Origin of the sequence: Chitinophaga sp. 22620, assembly GCF_052044405.1 — a bacterium.
Lineage (GTDB): Bacteria > Bacteroidota > Bacteroidia > Chitinophagales > Chitinophagaceae > Chitinophaga.
Genome location: NZ_JBQEMV010000007.1, coordinates 112616 through 130312, shown reverse-complemented (window position 1 = coordinate 130312; position 17697 = coordinate 112616). Strand labels below are relative to the sequence as shown.

The following is a 17697-nucleotide window of genomic DNA, read 5'->3' as shown; positions in this document are numbered from 1 at the left end:
TTTGGCAAACAAACGATAAATTTGCCCTGCCTTTTGAAAAAGGCGTGTATATATTTCAAATAACTTTTATAGAACCAAATGCGTCAGATAGCCTTCAGACAAGCCTTAAGAGAAGCCCTCCAGGAAGAAATGCGCCGTGATGAGCGGGTATTCCTGATGGGAGAGGAAGTGGCAGAATACAACGGAGCGTACAAAGTTAGCCAGGGTATGCTGGATGAATTCGGTGCCCGTCGTGTAATTGATACCCCTATCGCCGAGCTGGGCTTTACGGCCATCGGTGTGGGTGCCGCCCAGAACGGGTTACGCCCCGTATTGGAGTTCATGACCTGGAACTTTGCCGTACTGGCGCTGGATCAGATACTCAATACCGCTTCCAAAATGCTGGCCATGAGCGGCGGGCAGGTAGGTTGCCCCATCGTTTTCCGCGGCCCCAACGGTTCCGCAGGTCAGCTGGGGGCACAGCACTCCACCGCTTTTGAAAGCTATTATGCCAACATCCCCGGCCTGAAAGTGATCTCCGTTTCCAACCCGTACGATGCGAAAGGCCTCCTGAAAGCCGCCATCCGCGATGAGGACCCGGTTGTTTTCATGGAATCAGAGCAGATGTACGGCGATATGGGAGAGGTGCCCGAAGAGGAATACATCATCCCCATCGGTAAAGCTGATATCAAACGCGCCGGTAAAGACGTTACCATCGTGTCCTTCAATAAAATGATGAAAGTAGCCCTGGGCGCCGCTGAAGAGTTGGCCAAGGAAGGCATTGAGGCCGAAGTGATCGACCTCCGTACCATCCGCCCGCTGGACTGGTTCACCATCCTGGAATCCGTTAAAAAGACCAACCGCCTGGTGATCGTGGAAGAACAATGGCCGTTCTCCAGCATCTCCTCCGAGATCTCTTACCGCATCCAGAAAGAAGGCTTCGATTACCTGGACGCCCCCATCCGCCGCATCACCGCTGCGGACGCGCCCATGCACTACGCGCCCAACCTGGTGAAACTGTACCTGCCCGATATCGAAAGGACAGTGAAGCTGGTGAAGGAAGTGATGTATATGAAGAAATAATCTTCTTTTACAATATTTAAAAGAACCCGTTCCGGCTGGAGCGGGTTTTTTTATGCCCTTGCGGAAAAAAATAACCGGCACGGAATTTCCCGGCCGGTCGTTGGCAAAAAGGTTATGGGAAGATCAACCGAAAAGATCGGAACTAAGGTAACGGTCCCCACGGTCGCAGATAATGCACACGATAACGCCGCTGCTCAGCTCCCTCGCCACGCGAACGGCTGCCGCCACGGCCCCGCCGCTGCTCATGCCGCAGAAAATGGCCTCTTCACGGGCCAGGCGGTTTGTCATAATGCGGGCCTCTTCTTCGGAAATATCCATAATGCGGTCCACCCGCTGGCGCTCGAATATCTTCGGCAGGTAAGCCTCCGGCCATTTGCGGATGCCCGGGATCCTTGAACCTTCCGTAGGCTGGCAACCCACGATCTGTACGCCGGGGTTCACTTCTTTCAGGAAGCGGCTTACGCCCATAATAGTGCCGGTAGTGCCCATGGCGGATACGAAGTGCGTGATGGCGTGCTGCGAATCGCGCCAGATCTCCGGGCCGGTGGTCCGGTAATGCATGCCGTAGTTGTCGGGATTGGCGAACTGGTTCAGCATATGGTAACCGCCTTTCTGCACCTGCGCATGCGCGTAATCGATAGCGCCTTCCATGCTTTGCTCTTTGGGTGTGAGCACCACTTTGGCGCCAAAGGCTTCCATGGTGAGCACCCGTTCGCGCGTGGCGTCTTCGGGCATCACGATCTCGATCTCCACGTTAAAAAGATTGGCTATCATGGCGAGGGCTATGCCGGTATTGCCGCTGGTGGCTTCTATGAGCTTGATGCCGGAGCGGATCTCCCCGCGGTCCATCGCGCCTTTGATCATACCGTATGCCGCCCTGTCTTTCACGCTGCCGCCGGGATTGTTGCCTTCCAGCTTGGCATAAATGGTTACATCGGGGTTTTCGGGAATGCGTTGCAGGGCCACCATAGGGGTGTTGCCCACTAAATCCAGAACTGATCTCATGTTTAAATCACTTTTATACTGCCATCTGCTTTATAATAAATCCGGGAATACGGTTCTACTGTTTTGATGAGCCACACATTGCCGCCGATGATGCTGTGGTGGCCGATCACCGTATCGCCGCCCAATATGGTGGCGCCGGCGTAGATCACTACATGCTCTTCAATGGTGGGGTGGCGTTTGGCGCGCGCCATCTGCTTGTCTATGCTGAGCGCGCCCAGGGTTACGCCCTGGTATATTTTCACATGCGGGCCTATCACGGTGGTTTCGCCGATCACGACGCCGGTGCCATGGTCTATGCAAAACCAGGGCGCGATCTCGGCGGCAGGGTGAATGTCTATCCCCGTGCGCGCATGCGCATATTCGGTGATCACCCTCGGCAGCAGCGGCACCTGCAGCAAATGCAGGCCATGCGCCACGCGGTATGCGGCGATAGCGTAAAAGCCGGGATAGGCGCGGATCACCTCGTACAGGCAGGTAGCCGCGGGGTCGCCCTGCAGGATGGCTTCCGCATCTTTGGTAAGGTCCGCATAAATGCCGGGCACCTGCTCCATAAAATTCCGCGCGATGCCTTCCGGCGTATCTTTCAGCTGCGGCGACATATTGGCCAGCAGCAGCGTCAGCTGTGTTTCCAGTTTCACGGCATACTGCTCCAGCGCCGCTTCATCCAGCACCTTGCCGTTATGCTCAGGGAAAAGCCAGTTCACCAGGTCGCTGCAAAACGCCCATACTTCCTCTGAAGAAGGGTATGCCGGTTCTCCTGCGGCAGCGTGCCGCGCCTTTAATTGCTCCAGTAATTTTTTCATCATAACGGATAGTTACCTGCTACGGGCTAAAATTACACAAAAACCGACAAGATCAGTAGACTTTTATATATGTAAAGCCGCCATCCATCAAGATTTATTTTTAACACTGCTATGCCATGAGAGTATTTTGTGGTAGGTTCCGTCTTTTCCTTTATTTTTGGCACTGTTTAAAATAGTAGACAACCTATATGGCCAATATCCTCATAATTGACGACGAGAAGAGCATCCGGAAAACGCTTTCCGAGATACTGACCTACGAAGGGTACAAGGTAGAAGAGGCGGCAGACGGCGCGGAAGGTTACAAGATGTTCCAGGCGAAAGCCTACGACGCTGTGCTGTGCGACATCAAGATGCCGAAAATGGACGGCCTCGAGTTCCTGGAAAAAGCAAAAGAGATCAATCCCGATGTGCCCATCATCATGGTGAGCGGCCACGGAAATATAGACACCGCCGTAGATGCGGTGAAAAAAGGCGCATTCGATTACATCTCCAAGCCGCCCGATCTCAACCGTTTGCTCATCACCCTCCGCAACGCGCTCGATAAAACCACCCTCGTGGCGGAAGCGAAAGTATTGCGTAAAAAAGTGAGCAAAACGCCTGAAATGATCGGCGAATCGGGCCCGATCGTGAAGATCAAGGACACGATCCATAAAGTGGCGCCCACCGACGCGCGCGTGCTGGTAACCGGCGACAACGGGGCCGGCAAAGAGCTGGTGGCCCGCTGGATACATGCTTACAGCAACCGCGCAAACGGCCCGATGGTGGAAGTGAACTGCGCGGCCATTCCCAGCGAACTGATCGAAAGCGAGCTGTTCGGCCACGAGAAAGGTTCCTTCACCTCCGCGATCAAACAACGCATCGGCAAGTTCGAACAGGCCAACGGCGGCACGCTGTTCCTGGACGAGATCGGCGATATGAGCCTCAGCGCGCAGGCCAAAGTGCTGCGCGCCCTGCAGGAAGGAAAGATCACCCGCGTGGGAGGAGACAAGGAAATAAGTGTGGACGTGCGCGTGGTGGCGGCTACCAATAAAGACCTGCTGAAAGAAGTGGAAGACAAGAACTTCCGCCTCGACCTGTACCACCGCCTCAGCGTGATCCTCATTCATGTGCCTTCGCTAAACGACAGGAGGGACGATGTACCTTTGCTGGTAGATCATTTCCTGGACGCCGTTTGCGCCGAATACGGCACTGCCCGTAAAACAGCGGACAAAGAAGCGATGAAAGCCCTGCAGAACCATCACTGGACGGGCAACATCCGCGAGCTGCGCAACGTGGTGGAAAGGCTGGTGATATTGAGCGGCAAGACCATTACGGCAGACGACGTGGAGAACTACGTGGTTCCCAATCACGAGAAAAAAAAAGCCACTACCTGAACGACGAGCTGCTGGTGCTGACGCGCCTGCACGACTTCAGGGATGAAGTGGAAAAGATATTTATCGAGTTCATGCTGAACAAGAATGGCCGTAATGTATCCCGCACGGCGCAGGAACTTGATATCCAGCGAAGCCATCTCTATAACAAAATGGAACGGTACGGCATCCGTAAATCAGCCGAAGATGAGTAAAAAGCACATATACCTGATCAGCGGGCTGGGCGCGGACGAGCGCGTTTTCCGCCGGCTCAGCTTCCCGGACAACTGCGAGGTCCATTATTTACCCTGGATCAATCCGCTGGGGCAGGATGAACCTATCGGGGATTATGCTGCAAGGCTCGCGCGCCGCATTCTTCACCCAAACCCTGTGCTGCTGGGCCTTTCCTTCGGCGGTATGATGAGCATTGAAATTGCGAAACAGCTACCCGTGGAAAAAGTGATCATTGTTTCCAGCGTGAAGCACAGGCAGGAGCTGCCGCCGTATTACAACGGCATGGCGCGTATGCTTCTGCGCCGCCTGCCAGACCGCCTGCTGTTCGGCAACCGGCAGTATATCGTGAAAATGTTCATGCAAAGCAGGAGCGAGGAAGAAAGAATGCTGCTGAAGGATTACATGCAGAAAAAAGATTTCCGTTATATGCGCTGGGCGCTGGGCGCCGTGCTGAGCTGGGAGAACGAATGGGTGCCGCCCGCAATGGTGCACATCCATGGCAGTGCAGACAGGCCTTTCCCCCGCCGCTACGTAAAACCGACCCACACGATCGTGAAAGGAGGGCATTTTATGGTCATGAACCGCGCCCCTGAGATCAGCCGCATTATTGAAAGGGAACTGGCTTAGGATTTTTCCGGGTTTTTCCTCCGGGCATATTGCAGCACTTCTTCCATACTCATCAGGAACGTGATATTTTCAGGCGGGGGTACCGTGATGCGCACCACCTGCGGGCCTGAAACGGCCACAGGAATATTGGGGAACAGCTTGCCGAGATCTTTGACGAAATTATCCAGCTTTCTCTGCGGGAAATTGGTGATCACATGGGTGTAGATATGGTCCACCGGCTTGCGTTCGGTGTAAAAGCGGAGGTCTTCCAGGGGAACGTTGGCGCCGAAGTTCACCACCATACAGCCATGTTTTTTGAGCATGTAGTGGACGAAAAGGAGGGGGATCTCGTGAAACTCACCCTCGGGAAGGAAGATCATGAAACGTTCACGGTCCTGAGCGGGGGCATCCAGCCCGTCTATAGCCACCATGAGCTTTTTACGGATGATATTGGACGCGAAATGCTCCTGGGCGGGTATCACGCAATCCACCAGCCACAGCAGCCCGATGCGTTCCAGGAAAGGGTAGATCACCTTCAGCATACACTGCTCAAAACCCATGCGCAGCAGGATGTTGTGGAAGATCTTCTCAAATTTCACCTGGTCGAAATCGATCATCGCCTCCACCAGCTGGTTGATATACACCTGGTAAAGGTGAGGGCCTTTGTGGCCGGTTTCTTCCAGCGACAGCTGTTTGATCTCTTCCTCGCTCATATTGGCGATCTTGGAGATCTTGTAGCCATGGCGATAGAGGTAGGCGATGCGCATGATATGCTTCAGGTCCCCGTTGTCGTACACGCGGTGGTTGGTGTCTTTACGCTTGGGCCGGAGCACATTATAGCGCTGCTCCCATATCCGGATGGTATGCGCCTTGATCCCTGTAAGGCTTTCGATGTCTTTTATCGTGAAACTGTTCAATGTTCTGGATGTAGAATTAAACAAAAATAGAAATAAACTGGCATCCCGCTCCGTCTATTTGGTAAACTTAAGTGGGATTTTTTAAGAAAACTTTTGCGGGGTAAAACTCGCATACAATTAACAGAATATTATATTTGTTCTTTACTAACTAAACAACCGAGCATGAATCTGGCATTTTGGAGAAAGAAGGACGGGGGGCAGCCGAAGAAAAAGAAATCCGCGGTCCGCGAGTGGATCGATGCGGCCGTTTTCGCGATCATTGCTGCTACGCTGATCCGCACTTTCATTTTCGAGGCGTATACGATCCCTACTCCTTCTATGGAAAAAACCTTACTGGTGAACGATTTCCTGTTTGTGAGCAAAGTTAGTTACGGTCCCCGCGTACCCATGACACCCCTTGCGGTGCCATTCACCCATCATACCCTTCCCCTCACCAAATACACCAAGGCCTATTCCGAAGCCATACAGTGGAAATACCGCCGCCTGCCCGGCTTTGGGGATATCCACCGCAACGACGTGGTGGTGTTCAACTTCCCTGAAGGGGACACTGTGGCCCTTGAACGGTCGGACGAGAGCTATTACGACCTCGTGCGCCGGATGGGGAGGGACGAGGTGTGGAACCAATACCGTGTTATTTCCCGCCCGGTAGACAAAAGGGAGAACTACATCAAGCGCTGCGTGGGCATTGCCGGGGATTCCCTGGAGGTGCGGAACGGCATCGTGGTGGTGAACGGCGTGCCTGAAACGCCGCCCCCGCACGGCCAGCGCCAGTATAATGTGAACACCAATACAGGCGAGCCGCTCAGCGCCATGAGACTCGAAGAGCTGGGTATCACCAGCCCCTACGAAGTGCTGGAGGTAGGCAAGCTGTTCTATAACCTGACCCCTTCCGAAGAAAAGGCCGTAAAAGCCATGAGCTTCGTGGGCGGCAATGTGCAGCCTTACCTCAGCCCCATGGTGGACGGCGTATGGCCGCAGGATACGGCGCATCACAAATGGACGGTAGACAACCTCGGGCCCATTTACATCCCGAAAAAAGGCGCCACCATACAGCTGGACAGTTCCAACATCGAGCTGTACCGCCGTGTGATCGCTGTTTACGAAAAAAATACCCTGGAAACCCGGGGCAACCAGTTTGTGATCAACGGGCAGGCTACCAACAGCTACACTTTCAAAATGAATTATTACTGGATGATGGGCGACAACCGCCACAAATCGCTGGATAGCCGCTACTGGGGCTTCGTTCCGGAAGACCATGTGGTGGGTAAGGCCTGGCTCATCTGGATGAGCTACGGCAGCAACGGCATCCGCTGGAGCCGCCTGTTCAGCACTATCAGGTAAACAGCTGATCAATAGCATAACGGGGAGCCGTTTCAGTTTGCGAATCCTAAAAGGAGTAACTTAGGGACCGCAACAGGAACGGCTCCTTCTTTTACCAAACCTGGCTACAGAATATGGAAAATAAGATACAACAGATTGAATACGAAGTATATAAAGACGCGTCTGAATTAGCTCCCGAAGACCGGGCACTGCTGGAAGCGGCCCGCAAAGCGGTGGAAGACGCGTATGCCCCGTATTCCCGCTTCAAGGTGGGAGCAGCCCTGCTGCTGGCCAACGGGCAGTGCGTGCCGGGCACCAACCAGGAAAACGCTTCATACCCCGTGGGCATCTGTGCGGAAAGAACAGCCCTTTCCACGGCCTCTTCCCTGTACCCCGGTATTGCGGTCCGGACGCTGGCCGTCAGCTACCACAACGAGCTCGGAAGCAGCCTTAAGCCCATTTCTCCCTGCGGCATCTGCCGTCAGACCATCTGCGAATACGAGCAACGGTTCAATACCCCCATCCGCATCATTATGGCGGGCCTCACCGGGCCGGTTTTTATTGTCAAAAACGGTGGCAGCCTGATGCCTTTATCATTTTCTTCGAGCGATATGTTATAAATTATAGAATTTATGTATATTTGACTCAGGCGCGCATGCGCTTTGAATTATGTTCCTATACCGTATCCTACTGTACCTATGCATCCTGCTGCCGCTATGCCTTGCGCTGCCGGCAAAAGCGGATAGTCCCGGTGCCCGCCAGCTACATGAGCAGGGGCTTCGCCTGAAGCTCAGCGGCCGCCTGCAGGAGGCGGAAGAGCGTTTTACCGCCGCCATCAAAGCCAATCGCAGCTATGCCGCTCCTTACATCGAGCTGGCCAATCTTTACCGCCTGCAGCAACAGCCCGAAACCGCCAAGCAGCAGCTGCTGCTCTTGCTGGAACAGCATGCGGAGCACAGCGAAGCCCTGGCAACCCTCGCGGAAATTTTCTTTGAGCAGAAAGGGTATGAAGATGCGCTGGCCTATGCTTTCAGGGCGCGGGAACAAGGCGCGCCACATATGAACAGCATCATCGGCCTCAGCTATTCCTTCCTGGACCACCCGGAGGAAGCTGTGAAAGCGCTGGAACTGGCGCTGCTGGAGGAACCGGACCATCCGGTGCTGCTCTGCCGCATTGCCCGGCTGCACGCACAGGCAGAGAATTATAAAGAATCGCTTATTTATTACGAAAAAGCACTGAAAGCAGACAGTACGGCTGCCGGTGTATATTACGAATCAGGAATGATGCATTTTAACATGAAAAACTACAAAAACGCTGCCGGGGCATTTGAACAGGCCGCCAGGATGGGGCACCCCGGTAATGCAGATCTCTATGTAAACCTCGGGCTGGCTCAACTGAAGCAGTCCGCCTATGACGACGCCATCCGCAACCTTCATGCTGCGCTCAGCTTAAGACCGAAAGACATCCAGATCATGCAGAACCTGGCCAACGCTTATTACAAAAAGCAGGATTATGCGCAAGCCGCCGTGCAATGGAACAACATCCTGATGCAGCAGCCCATGAATGCTTTTGCCATGTTCATGCTCGGCAAATCGTATATCTGTTCAGGTGAGGTGGCCAAAGGCCAGGTCATCTGCGACCAGGCGCTGCTGCTGCAATAGCGCGGTATTTTACTTTATGATCAAACGCTGTAATGAAAAAAGCTACCGTTAACAACAAAGCTCGTCGCAATGACGGGCTTTGTTACATCCTTTCAGGCACCTGTATCCCCAGCAGCTTCATGCTTTGTTTGATGGTGTTGGCGGTAAGTATGGCGATTTGCAGGCGCAGTTTGCGTTTGTCTTCATTTTCCGCATCCCTTACGGAATAGATGTATTTGCCGTTCTCTTTTTTAGCATAGAAGGAGTTGAAGGTCTGCGCCAGCAGGAACGCGTAGTTCGCGATCACAGACGGGCTCCATTCCCTTTGGGCGTCTTCCAGCACGCTGCCGAACTGTTCGTTGATCATGATCAGCTCTTTTTCCATGGGCAGCAGGGGCGCGTTGTGGCGGTAATCTGCCAGCGCGGCCAGGTCTGCCGTGGAGAACTCGCGCAGGATGGATTTGATGCGCGCGTGGCTGTACTGGATGAAGGGGCCGGTGAAGCCGTGCAGGTCGATGGATTCTTCGGGGTTGAAGATCATTCTTTTTTTCGGGTCTACTTTGAGGAGGAAGAATTTCATGGCACCGAGGCCGATGGTCTCGTGCAGCTCGCGCAGTTCTTCTTCTGAAAATCCTTTCACCTTGCCCAGCTCTTCGGTATGCGTGGCCGCGGTGTTGATCATTTCTTCCACCATATCGTCCGCATCCACCACGGTGCCTTCACGGCTTTTCATGCGGCCGTGCGGCAATTCCACCATGCCATAGGAAAGGTGCTCAATACCGTCGGCGGATGCGTCGCCGAGCTTCTGGAGTATGAGCTTCAGCACCTTGAAGTGATAGTTCTGCTCATCCGCCACCACGTACAGGCTTTGATCCATATGGAAATCCGCGTACTTGAGGCGTGCGGTGCCAAGGTCCTGCGTGATGTACACGGAAGTGCCGTCGCCGCGAAGTACCAGCTTTTCATCGAGGCCGTCTGCCGTGAGATCTATCCATACGGAGTTATCCGGCTTGCGGAAAAACACGCCTTTCTGCAAACCTGCTTCCACCACGTCTTTCCCCAGCAGGTAGGTATCGCTTTCGTAGTATACTTTATCGAAGTCTATGCCCAGGCGTTTGTAGGTCTGTTCAAAACCTTCGTACACCCAGCTGTTCATGGTCTGCCACAGCGCCCGCACTTCGGGGTTGCCGGCTTCCCATTGCTGCAGCATGATCTTGGCCTGCTGCATGATCTCGGTCCGGTTGCGGCTCAGCTCTTTGATCTCGTCTTTTATCTTTCCCGCTTTTTCTTCATCCGCCTGTACTTCAGGCTTATGCAGCGCGGCGTGCAGCTTGATGATCCTTTCTTTTTCCGTTCCTTCAAAATCTTTGAAATTGCCTTCCAGCACGTCAGAGATAATAGGCTCGGCCTGTTCGCGGAGGATGGTCTCGAACCTCACGTAATAATCCCCTACGAGGTGATCGCCCTTGATGCCGGTGGATTGCGGGGTATCGCCATGGGCAAACAGCTGCCAGGCCAGCATGGACTTGCAGATGTGGATGCCGCGGTCGTTCACCAGGTTGGCTTTGATCACTTCAAACCCGTTGGCTTTGAGTATCTCCGAAACGGAAAAGCCGAGGAAATTATTCCTGAGGTGCCCCAGGTGCAGCGGCTTGTTGGTGTTGGGGGAGGAGTATTCCACCATCACTTTTTTGCCGTTGGAAGGTTTCCGGCCGGGCTCAGGGTTTTGATGGGCCTGTTGGATATAGCCGAGCCAGTAGTTCTGGTGTACGCTGAGGTTAAGGAAACCTTTCACCACGTTGAAGCCCGCGACCAGGTCCGGGTAATGCTCCACAAGGTACGCGCCCAGCGCCTGCCCGGTCTCTTCCGGCTTCTGCCGGCTGAATTTGGTGAAGGGGAAAACGACGATGGTGTATTCACCTTCAAATTCGGGTTTGGTGGTGTTTACCGCCACGTCCGCCATGGTGAAGGGCTGTTGGTATAATGCCTGTACGGCCTCGGCTGCTGCCTGTTTTATGGAAGAAACTACGCTCATTCAGTTGAAACTTATAGAGGGCAAAGGTAACAGATGTTGTGGGATTGCCCAACATCCCCTGGTTTTACAAGCCAGCCCGTTCGCAATAGATTGCGATGGGGCCGCAAATTGTCTCTTTTCTGCTTGTAAATAGCTGGCTATTAACCCTGATGCCATGGTTTTTAACACAACGTTCATCCTCCGCCCCCGGTTATTTCCGTAACTTTGTGCGGTACTATCCTGTTATCCCGCCGATTATTTCACCGAACGCAACGTTATGCATACCACAGCTAACCCGGCTTCTTTCGTAAAAATGGCCATTTTTGACATGGACAATACCCTGCTCCACCGCAGCTTTATCCACACCGCAGCTGCTCAATTCGGCTTCACGCAACAGCTACAGCAGATCATCGGCGAATGCCATCCTGACGTGGTGCGCACACAGCTGATCGCGCAATTGCTGAAAGGCAGGACCCAGGAAGAGCTGGTAGCCGTCGTACAGTCGATACCGGTAGTGGAGGATGCGGCCGCCGTGGTGGCTTCGCTGGTGGAGAAAGGTTATGTCTGCGGCATTATCAGCGACAGCTACACCTGCATCACCAATTACGTGAAAGACAAGCTGGGCATGCAATTCTCCTGCGCCAACGTGCTCAATTTCGAGAATGGCAAAGCTACCGGCGTGGTCAGCATCCCTTCTCACTTCCTGCGGATGGACGATAGCGGCTGCATGCACGATTACTGCAAGTGCAATATGATGCACCATATGCGTTCGCATTACGCCATCAGCCTGGAAAATACGCTGGCGATAGGGGACGGGGTGAACGATATCTGCATGATCCGCCAGGCGGGCATCGGCATTGCCTTCAACGCCACCCACGAGCGCGTGAATGAAGCGGCGGACCATATCGTGGACGAACGCAGCTTTATGCCCGTGCTGGGGCTGGCATAAAAAAAGGCAGTGCACTCATATATGCACTGCCATGGGTTTTTACAGGCTAGAATTATCTTAGAATTTCTTTTTCCCGATGATATAATAAACGCTGAACTGCGCTACGCTGTTCTTGCTGGAAAATTGATCGGTTTTCCAGATATCGGTAAGGCCGAAGTTGTAACGCGCCCCAATGCCCAGGCCCATATCGAACGTATACCCGAGACCCGCGCCGAGGCCGAAATCGATTCCTTTTACGTCGTCTTTTATATTTGTCGCATCGCCATCGTCATTCTTAGTTTTGGCGGCTACGCGGAAACCTATCTGCGGGCCTGCTTCCAGGTGGAATTCAGGGATGATATGATACTGCACCATCACGGGAAGGTTGATATAGTTGATATTGTAATGGAGCGTGGGATTGTCTAAAAGGGGTACCGGCAGGTCCCATTTGTAACCCTGGCCGGAATACACCAGCTCCGGCTGAATAGCCCATTCCTCCGTCAGCCCGATCTTCGCGAACGCGCCAAGATGGATGGAGGCACGGGTTTTACTGTCATCGATGTCCGTTATCGTAGCGATGTTCAGACCGCCTTTTGCGCCGAAACTTACCTGTTGGGCACTGGCGGCCTTTGTGAGGCAAACAAAAAGGAATAAAATAGTTAGGTTTTTTATCATATGTCGAAGTTATAGCATCCCCTTTTCGCAAATAACATGCCGGGAAAAAGCCCCGGCATGTGCCGGGGCTTTTGTCATGTTGACATATGATTGTCAGTGATCTAGAATATCGTGAACTCCACGCGGCGGTTCTTCTGCCTGCCCGCGGCTGTTTTATTGGTCGCGATAGGCTGTGTTTCACCGTAGCCGGTAGCTTCAATGCGGCTCGGGTTCACGCCCTTGGAAGCAAGGTAAGCTTTCACGGATTCAGCCCTGTCTTTAGACAGTCTCATGTTATTGGCTTCGGTGCCCACATTGTCCGTATGGCCGGCCAGTTTAAGGCTGAGGTTCTTGCGGATCATGAGGTCAGCCACCCTGTCCAGCGACGGGAAAGACTTCGGTTTGATGTCCGATTTACCGGTCTGGAATTCGAGGTTGGCGATGGCGTCGCGTACCAGGCGGCGGTCGTCTTCCGTGATAATAACCTTAACAGGTGCTGGTTTGGTGGTGTCCGGCTTGGGCAGCGGGCATCCAGCGCCATCCACCTTGTCGCTGGCCGGGGTGTTCGGGCATTTGTCGAAGAGGTCGGACACGCCGTCGCCGTCGCTGTCTGCCTGGAGCTTGGCCACGCTCGCGGCCAGTTTGGCGTTATTTTCTTTTTCAGCGTCCAGCTCCATTTTCAGCTGGTCTTTTTGTGCCACCAGGTCGTCGTACATCACGGCAGGAGCGTTGTGCCATGCCAGTTGCGGTTTGGTGCGGTCGCCCAGCGCAAACTCCAGCCCGGCGTAACCGTAGGCGTATTTGTCTTTGGAAGTGCCGTAATTGAAGCCGTCCAGGTTATCGCCATCCAGGTAATGCATGGTGTAGCCCAGGTCCAGGTTGATGACGTCAGACAATTTGAATTTCAAGCCGGCGCCCACGGGCACAAAGAATTCGTTGATGCTGCCGGAAGGTTTGTAATCGCGGGTAACGCCGCCGGCCGTGGTGATGGTCGGCTTATAGCCTGCCAGGCCGCCGCCCACGGAAACATAGAGCTGTGCGGCATTTTGACGGTGCAGCCAGTTGATGGTGGCGAGGTTGAACACGGCGTTCAGGCTGCCTGACCAGTTAAGGGAGGTCTCGAAGCTTTGAACGGCCCTGTTGGGGTTGGAGCCGTCTCCCAGTTCTTCACTGTTGTCTCCCTTTAATTTACCGCCCACAAAGTCACCCCGCAGGGCGAGGAAGTGGAGCAGCTGCCATTTTACATAGGCGCCATAACCGTAGTTCAGCTGCCATTTGGTGAAGTCGTTGCTGCCCCCGGTAGCTACGGCAGGTATCAGTACCCCGCCGTTTACCCCGATGGAAACGGTCCTGAATTGCCGGCTGCCGCCAAAAAGGCCGCCTTTGGGGGTGGGTGTGGTGGTTGCTGGTTCCGGGGTTTGGGCAACAAGTGTGAGGGGCGATGCGGCCAAAAGGAGGAAGGCCCATCTTAGCGTGGTATTTTTCATATGATTACGGTTAGTGTACATACAGTGAAACAAAATCTGCGCCACTGTGTTCTATATGTTCAGACTTCTTTTTAAAAGACATACACGGTTGTTAGCCGGAACTGACATATTTTCATATCAGGCTGCCTTGGCATAATCATTGACAAACCTATCAAAGGTCCGGGAACCCCTTCCCGGGCTACACTGTTTCACAAAGGAGAACATTAATTATTATGGGAAAAATCATAGGTATTGACTTAGGAACTACCAACTCTTGCGTTGCCGTAATGGAAGGTAACGAACCGGTAGTGATCGCAAACGATGAAGGGCGCCGTACCACGCCTTCCGTAGTTGCGTTTTTAAAGAACGGCGAAAGGAAAGTAGGTGACCCGGCCAAGCGCCAGGCCATTACCAATCCTGTAAACACCATTATGTCGGTGAAGCGTTTTATGGGCCGCCATTTCGATGAGGTATCCAATGAACTCAGCCACGTAAGTTATAAAGTAGCAAAGGGCGATAACAATACGACGCGTATCGATATAGACGGCAGGCTCTACACACCGCAGGAAATTTCTGCGATGATCCTGCAGAAAATGAAAAAAACAGCGGAAGACTACCTGGGCCAGGAAGTGACCGAAGCGGTGATCACCGTTCCGGCTTACTTTAACGACGCCCAGCGCCAGGCTACCAAAGAAGCCGGTGAAATCGCCGGTCTTACCGTTCGCCGTATCATCAACGAGCCTACCGCCGCGGCGCTGGCTTATGGTATGGACAAAAAACATGCGGACAGCATGATCGCCGTGTTCGACCTCGGCGGTGGTACGTTCGACGTATCCATCCTCGAACTGGGCGACGGCGTATTCGAAGTAAAATCCACCAATGGCGACACCCACCTCGGCGGCGACGACTTCGATAAAGTGATCATGGACTGGCTGGCAGATGAATTCAAAAAAGACGAAGCCGTAGACCTGCATAAGGACCCGATGGCATGGCAGCGTTTGAAAGAAGCTGCTGAAAAGGCAAAGATCGAACTGTCTTCCTCCCAGGAAACCGAGATCAACCTGCCTTATATCACTGCGGTGGACGGTGTGCCCAAGCACCTCGTAAAAAAGCTCACCCGCGCTAAATTTGAGCAGCTGAGCGACAGCCTGGTGGAAAGAACACTGGAGCCTTGCCGCAGGGCGATCGCCGATGCAGGCGTTGACATCAGCAAGATCGACGAAGTGATCCTGGTGGGCGGTTCTACCCGTATCCCCCGCATCCAGGAAGTGGTAGAGAAATTCTTTGGCAAAAAGCCGAACAAGGGTGTGAATCCTGACGAAGTAGTGGCCGTAGGCGCTGCTATCCAGGGCGGTGTGCTCACCGGCGAAGTGAAGGATGTGCTGCTGCTGGACGTTACCCCGCTTTCCCTCGGTATCGAAACCATGGGCGGCGTGTTCACCAAGCTGATCGAATCCAACACTACCATCCCCACCAAGAAGAGCGAAATATTCTCTACCGCGGCAGATAACCAGCCGAGCGTGGAAATTCACGTGCTGCAAGGCGAAAGGCCCATGGCCAGCCAGAACAGAACGCTGGGCCGCTTCATCCTGAACGACATTCCGCCTGCACAGCGCGGCGTGCCCAAGATCGAAGTAGTGTTCGACATCGATGCCAACGGTATCCTCCACGTAACCGCGAAGGACCAGGGCACCGGTAAATCCCAGAACATCCGCATCGAAGCCGGCAGCGGCCTGAATAAGGACGAGATCGAAAAGATGAAGGCAGAAGCGAAAGCCAACGAAGCGGAAGATAAAGCCGCCCGTGAAAAGGTGGAAAAGATCAACCAGGCAGACAGTCTCGTGTTCCAGACAGAAAAACAACTCAAAGAATACGGTGAAAAGATCCCTGCCGAGAAAAAAGCGCCGATCGAAGCGGCCCTGGAAAAACTGCGTAACGCGCAGAAAACACAGGACATTGCGCAGATCGACGTAGCGGTAGCGGAACTGAATGCTGCGTGGACCGCGGCTTCAGAAGAACTGTACAAAGCATCCCAGGCACAGGGCCAGCCCGGTGCAGACGGTGGCGCACAAGCCGGCGGCCAGCAGCAAGGCGGCCAGCAGGGTAACGCAGGCGACGCCGTTACAGATGCGGAGTTTGAAGAAGTGAAATAATTCTGCAATAACGATAAGTTAAAGCCCGGAGCGTGTAAACGTTCCGGGCTTTTTTTATATCCCGGAAGCGTTTCCGGCTGGAAGACTTGCGGGGTAAGCCGTTCGGGCACCGGAAGACAAGCCGCTATAAAAAAACGCAGCACCGGGAGTTGCTGCGTTCGCGTTTAAAAGAAAAATAATTTACCTGGCGGAAGCCTTCGCATAATCGAATACAAGGTTGCAGAATGCTTTCACGCCTACATACAGCTCGCTGTCGTCGATGTAAAAATCCGGGGTATGGTGGCCGGGCGCTTTCTGCGGATCGTTGCCTTTGGGCATGCCGCCCAGGTAGAAGAAAAACGCCGGTGCTTTGGTGCCGTAAAAAGAAAAGTCCTCCGCGCCGGTCACCCAGTTCATGCTACCTACATTCTCAGCACCGGCGGCCTTTTTCAGGGAAGGCAGCATCTTTGCCACCAGCGCCGAATCGTTGAATGTAACGAGGGTTTTGGTATCGATGGTAACAGTGGCCACCGCGCCTGATGCTTCCGCGATCTTTACCGCCGTTTTGCGGATGCGCTCGTGCACGTCTTTCTGCATCCGCGAATCCAGCGTGCGGATGGTGCCTTCCAGCAACGCATCCTCAGGAATGATGTTGTTGCGCACGCCGCTGTGGAATTTGCCGACAGTGATCACAACGGGCGCTTCCACGATATTGGACTGCCTGCTTACAATGGTCTGCAATCCTTCTATGATCTGCGTGCCGGCCACGATCGGGTCTACGCTGTTCCATGGCGCAGAGCCGTGTGCCTGCTTGCCTTTGATGGCAATAGTGAACCAGTCGGAGGAAGCCATCATAGCGCCTGGCTTATACCGGATCTTCCCGGCTTCGATGGCGGAGCCGATGTGCAGGCCGAATACCGCGTCCACTTTGGGATTGTCCATCACGCCTTCTTTCACCATCAGCGGCGCGCCACCTTCTTCATCGCCCGGAGGGCCTTCTTCAGCGGGCTGGAAAATGAATTTTACGGTGCCGGGTATATCTTTTTTCATGGAAGCCAGCACCTCCGCGGTGGCCATTAAAATAGCCACATGGCTGTCGTGGCCGCAGGCGTGCATCACGGGCACCGTTTGCCCGAGGTAGTCCGCCGTTACCTGCGATTTGAACGGCAGGTCCACCCTTTCTTTCACGGGCAGCGCGTCCATATCCGCGCGAAGCGCTACCACAGGACCGGGTTTGCCGCCTTTCAGCAATCCCACCACGCCGGTTTTTGCAATGCCGGTCTGCACTTCTATGCCGAGTTTTTTAAGATGCGCGGCCACATAGGCTGCGGTGTTCACTTCGCGGTTAGAAAGCTCCGGGTGCTCGTGCAGGTATCTTCTCCATTCAATGAGCCTGGCCGAAATGGCGCCGGCCCTGGCCGCGATCTGTGCCTGCTGGTCCTGCGCCTGAGTGGATGAGGCCAGGCAAGCCAGCCATAGGGTAAGTAGTTTCTTCATTATGGCAATGATTGGTATTACCATAAAGTAAAGAAGTAAAACGGATTATCCTATTTTTTGAGTGGAAAT

General features: G+C 53.9%; 16 protein-coding genes. 9 read left to right on the top strand and 7 right to left on the bottom strand.

Annotated elements, in window-relative coordinates; translation table 11 throughout:
- Positions 1 to 78: 78 nt before the first annotated feature.
- Positions 79 to 1062, top strand: a complete 984-nt coding sequence (locus ACTJIK_RS25310; RefSeq protein WP_440650366.1) for a pyruvate dehydrogenase complex E1 component subunit beta — start codon at positions 79 to 81, stop codon at positions 1060 to 1062.
- A 123-nt stretch (positions 1063 to 1185) separates the two neighbouring features.
- Here ACTJIK_RS25310 and cysM read toward each other — a convergent pair whose 3' ends face one another.
- On the bottom strand, positions 1186 to 2067 hold the full coding sequence (gene cysM, locus ACTJIK_RS25305) for a cysteine synthase CysM (RefSeq protein ID WP_440650364.1): 882 nt from the start codon (positions 2065 to 2067) through the stop codon (positions 1186 to 1188).
- Between the two features lie 2 nt (positions 2068 to 2069).
- A complete protein-coding gene (locus tag ACTJIK_RS25300) occupies positions 2070 to 2873 on the bottom strand; it encodes a serine O-acetyltransferase (protein WP_440650362.1) in 804 nt (267 codons plus the stop codon).
- Positions 2874 to 3058: 185 nt separating this feature from the next.
- Here ACTJIK_RS25300 and ACTJIK_RS25295 point away from each other — a divergent pair, with 185 nt between their 5' ends.
- Genes ACTJIK_RS25295 through ACTJIK_RS25285 form a run of 3 tightly spaced genes read left to right on the top strand, consistent with a single transcriptional unit; the run spans position 3059 to position 5080 of the window.
- Positions 3059 to 4243, top strand: a complete 1185-nt coding sequence (locus tag ACTJIK_RS25295) for a sigma-54-dependent transcriptional regulator (protein WP_440650360.1) — start codon at positions 3059 to 3061, stop codon at positions 4241 to 4243.
- Between the two features lie 14 nt (positions 4244 to 4257).
- Positions 4258 to 4434, top strand: coding sequence for a helix-turn-helix domain-containing protein (locus ACTJIK_RS25290; RefSeq protein ID WP_123844555.1), 177 nt, complete (start codon positions 4258 to 4260; stop codon positions 4432 to 4434).
- On the top strand, positions 4427 to 5080 hold the full coding sequence (locus tag ACTJIK_RS25285; RefSeq protein ID WP_440650358.1) for an alpha/beta hydrolase: 654 nt from the start codon (positions 4427 to 4429) through the stop codon (positions 5078 to 5080). The genes ACTJIK_RS25290 and ACTJIK_RS25285 overlap by 8 nt, the downstream gene beginning before the upstream one ends.
- Here ACTJIK_RS25285 and ACTJIK_RS25280 read toward each other — a convergent pair.
- Complete coding sequence (locus tag ACTJIK_RS25280) at positions 5077 to 5976, bottom strand: MerR family transcriptional regulator (RefSeq protein WP_440650356.1); 900 nt, start codon at positions 5974 to 5976, stop codon at positions 5077 to 5079. The two genes, ACTJIK_RS25285 and ACTJIK_RS25280, sit on opposite strands and share 4 nt — an antisense overlap.
- A gap of 162 nt (positions 5977 to 6138) precedes the next feature.
- Here ACTJIK_RS25280 and lepB point away from each other — a divergent pair, with 162 nt between their 5' ends.
- The 3 genes from lepB to ACTJIK_RS25265 all read left to right on the top strand — a co-directional run bounded on the left by lepB (position 6139) and on the right by ACTJIK_RS25265 (position 8958).
- On the top strand, positions 6139 to 7317 hold the full coding sequence (lepB, locus tag ACTJIK_RS25275) for a signal peptidase I (protein ID WP_440650354.1): 1179 nt from the start codon (positions 6139 to 6141) through the stop codon (positions 7315 to 7317).
- Between the two features lie 113 nt (positions 7318 to 7430).
- On the top strand, positions 7431 to 7916 hold the full coding sequence (locus ACTJIK_RS25270) for a cytidine deaminase (protein ID WP_440650353.1): 486 nt from the start codon (positions 7431 to 7433) through the stop codon (positions 7914 to 7916).
- 49 nt (positions 7917 to 7965) lie between these two features.
- On the top strand, positions 7966 to 8958 hold the full coding sequence (locus ACTJIK_RS25265) for a tetratricopeptide repeat protein (protein ID WP_440650352.1): 993 nt from the start codon (positions 7966 to 7968) through the stop codon (positions 8956 to 8958).
- 82 nt (positions 8959 to 9040) lie between these two features.
- Here ACTJIK_RS25265 and ACTJIK_RS25260 read toward each other — a convergent pair whose 3' ends face one another.
- Positions 9041 to 10972, bottom strand: coding sequence for an arginine--tRNA ligase (locus ACTJIK_RS25260; protein ID WP_440650351.1), 1932 nt, complete (start codon positions 10970 to 10972; stop codon positions 9041 to 9043).
- Positions 10973 to 11228: 256 nt separating this feature from the next.
- On the opposite strand from ACTJIK_RS25260, the gene ACTJIK_RS25255 reads away from it, so the two are divergent.
- The gene (locus tag ACTJIK_RS25255; protein ID WP_440650350.1) at positions 11229 to 11900 is read left to right on the top strand and encodes an HAD-IB family phosphatase; all 672 of its coding nucleotides are present in this window, start codon (positions 11229 to 11231) and stop codon (positions 11898 to 11900) included.
- Positions 11901 to 11957: 57 nt separating this feature from the next.
- Here ACTJIK_RS25255 and ACTJIK_RS25250 read toward each other — a convergent pair whose 3' ends face one another.
- The gene (locus ACTJIK_RS25250) at positions 11958 to 12554 is read right to left on the bottom strand and encodes a porin family protein (protein ID WP_440650349.1); all 597 of its coding nucleotides are present in this window, start codon (positions 12552 to 12554) and stop codon (positions 11958 to 11960) included.
- A 101-nt stretch (positions 12555 to 12655) separates the two neighbouring features.
- A complete protein-coding gene (locus ACTJIK_RS25245) occupies positions 12656 to 14020 on the bottom strand; it encodes an OmpA family protein (RefSeq protein ID WP_440650348.1) in 1365 nt (454 codons plus the stop codon).
- A 212-nt stretch (positions 14021 to 14232) separates the two neighbouring features.
- Between ACTJIK_RS25245 and dnaK the strand changes: the two genes are divergently transcribed.
- Positions 14233 to 16152, top strand: coding sequence for a molecular chaperone DnaK (gene dnaK, locus ACTJIK_RS25240; RefSeq protein WP_440650347.1), 1920 nt, complete (start codon positions 14233 to 14235; stop codon positions 16150 to 16152).
- Positions 16153 to 16332: 180 nt separating this feature from the next.
- On the opposite strand, the gene ACTJIK_RS25235 is transcribed toward dnaK, so the two are convergent.
- Positions 16333 to 17628: an amidohydrolase gene (locus ACTJIK_RS25235; RefSeq protein WP_440650346.1), complete on the bottom strand. Its 1296-nt coding sequence runs from the start codon at positions 17626 to 17628 to the stop codon at positions 16333 to 16335.
- Between the last annotated feature and the right edge of the window lie 69 nt (positions 17629 to 17697).

Bases quoted from the DNA above. Each gene is read 5' to 3' on its own strand.
- ACTJIK_RS25310 (WP_440650366.1), top strand. From the start codon at position 79: ATGCGTCAGATAGCCTTCAGACAAGCCTTAAGAGAAGCCCTCCAGGAA.
- cysM (WP_440650364.1), bottom strand. From the start codon at position 2,067: ATGAGATCAGTTCTGGATTTAGTGGGCAACACCCCTATGGTGGCCCTG.
- ACTJIK_RS25300 (WP_440650362.1), bottom strand. From the start codon at position 2,873: ATGATGAAAAAATTACTGGAGCAATTAAAGGCGCGGCACGCTGCCGCA.
- ACTJIK_RS25295 (WP_440650360.1), top strand. From the start codon at position 3,059: ATGGCCAATATCCTCATAATTGACGACGAGAAGAGCATCCGGAAAACG.
- ACTJIK_RS25285 (WP_440650358.1), top strand. From the start codon at position 4,427: ATGAGTAAAAAGCACATATACCTGATCAGCGGGCTGGGCGCGGACGAG.
- lepB (WP_440650354.1), top strand. From the start codon at position 6,139: ATGAATCTGGCATTTTGGAGAAAGAAGGACGGGGGGCAGCCGAAGAAA.
- ACTJIK_RS25270 (WP_440650353.1), top strand. From the start codon at position 7,431: ATGGAAAATAAGATACAACAGATTGAATACGAAGTATATAAAGACGCG.
- ACTJIK_RS25265 (WP_440650352.1), top strand. From the start codon at position 7,966: ATGTTCCTATACCGTATCCTACTGTACCTATGCATCCTGCTGCCGCTA.
- ACTJIK_RS25260 (WP_440650351.1), bottom strand. From the start codon at position 10,972: ATGAGCGTAGTTTCTTCCATAAAACAGGCAGCAGCCGAGGCCGTACAG.
- ACTJIK_RS25255 (WP_440650350.1), top strand. From the start codon at position 11,229: ATGCATACCACAGCTAACCCGGCTTCTTTCGTAAAAATGGCCATTTTT.
- ACTJIK_RS25250 (WP_440650349.1), bottom strand. From the start codon at position 12,554: ATGATAAAAAACCTAACTATTTTATTCCTTTTTGTTTGCCTCACAAAG.
- ACTJIK_RS25245 (WP_440650348.1), bottom strand. From the start codon at position 14,020: ATGAAAAATACCACGCTAAGATGGGCCTTCCTCCTTTTGGCCGCATCG.
- dnaK (WP_440650347.1), top strand. From the start codon at position 14,233: ATGGGAAAAATCATAGGTATTGACTTAGGAACTACCAACTCTTGCGTT.
- ACTJIK_RS25235 (WP_440650346.1), bottom strand. From the start codon at position 17,628: ATGAAGAAACTACTTACCCTATGGCTGGCTTGCCTGGCCTCATCCACT.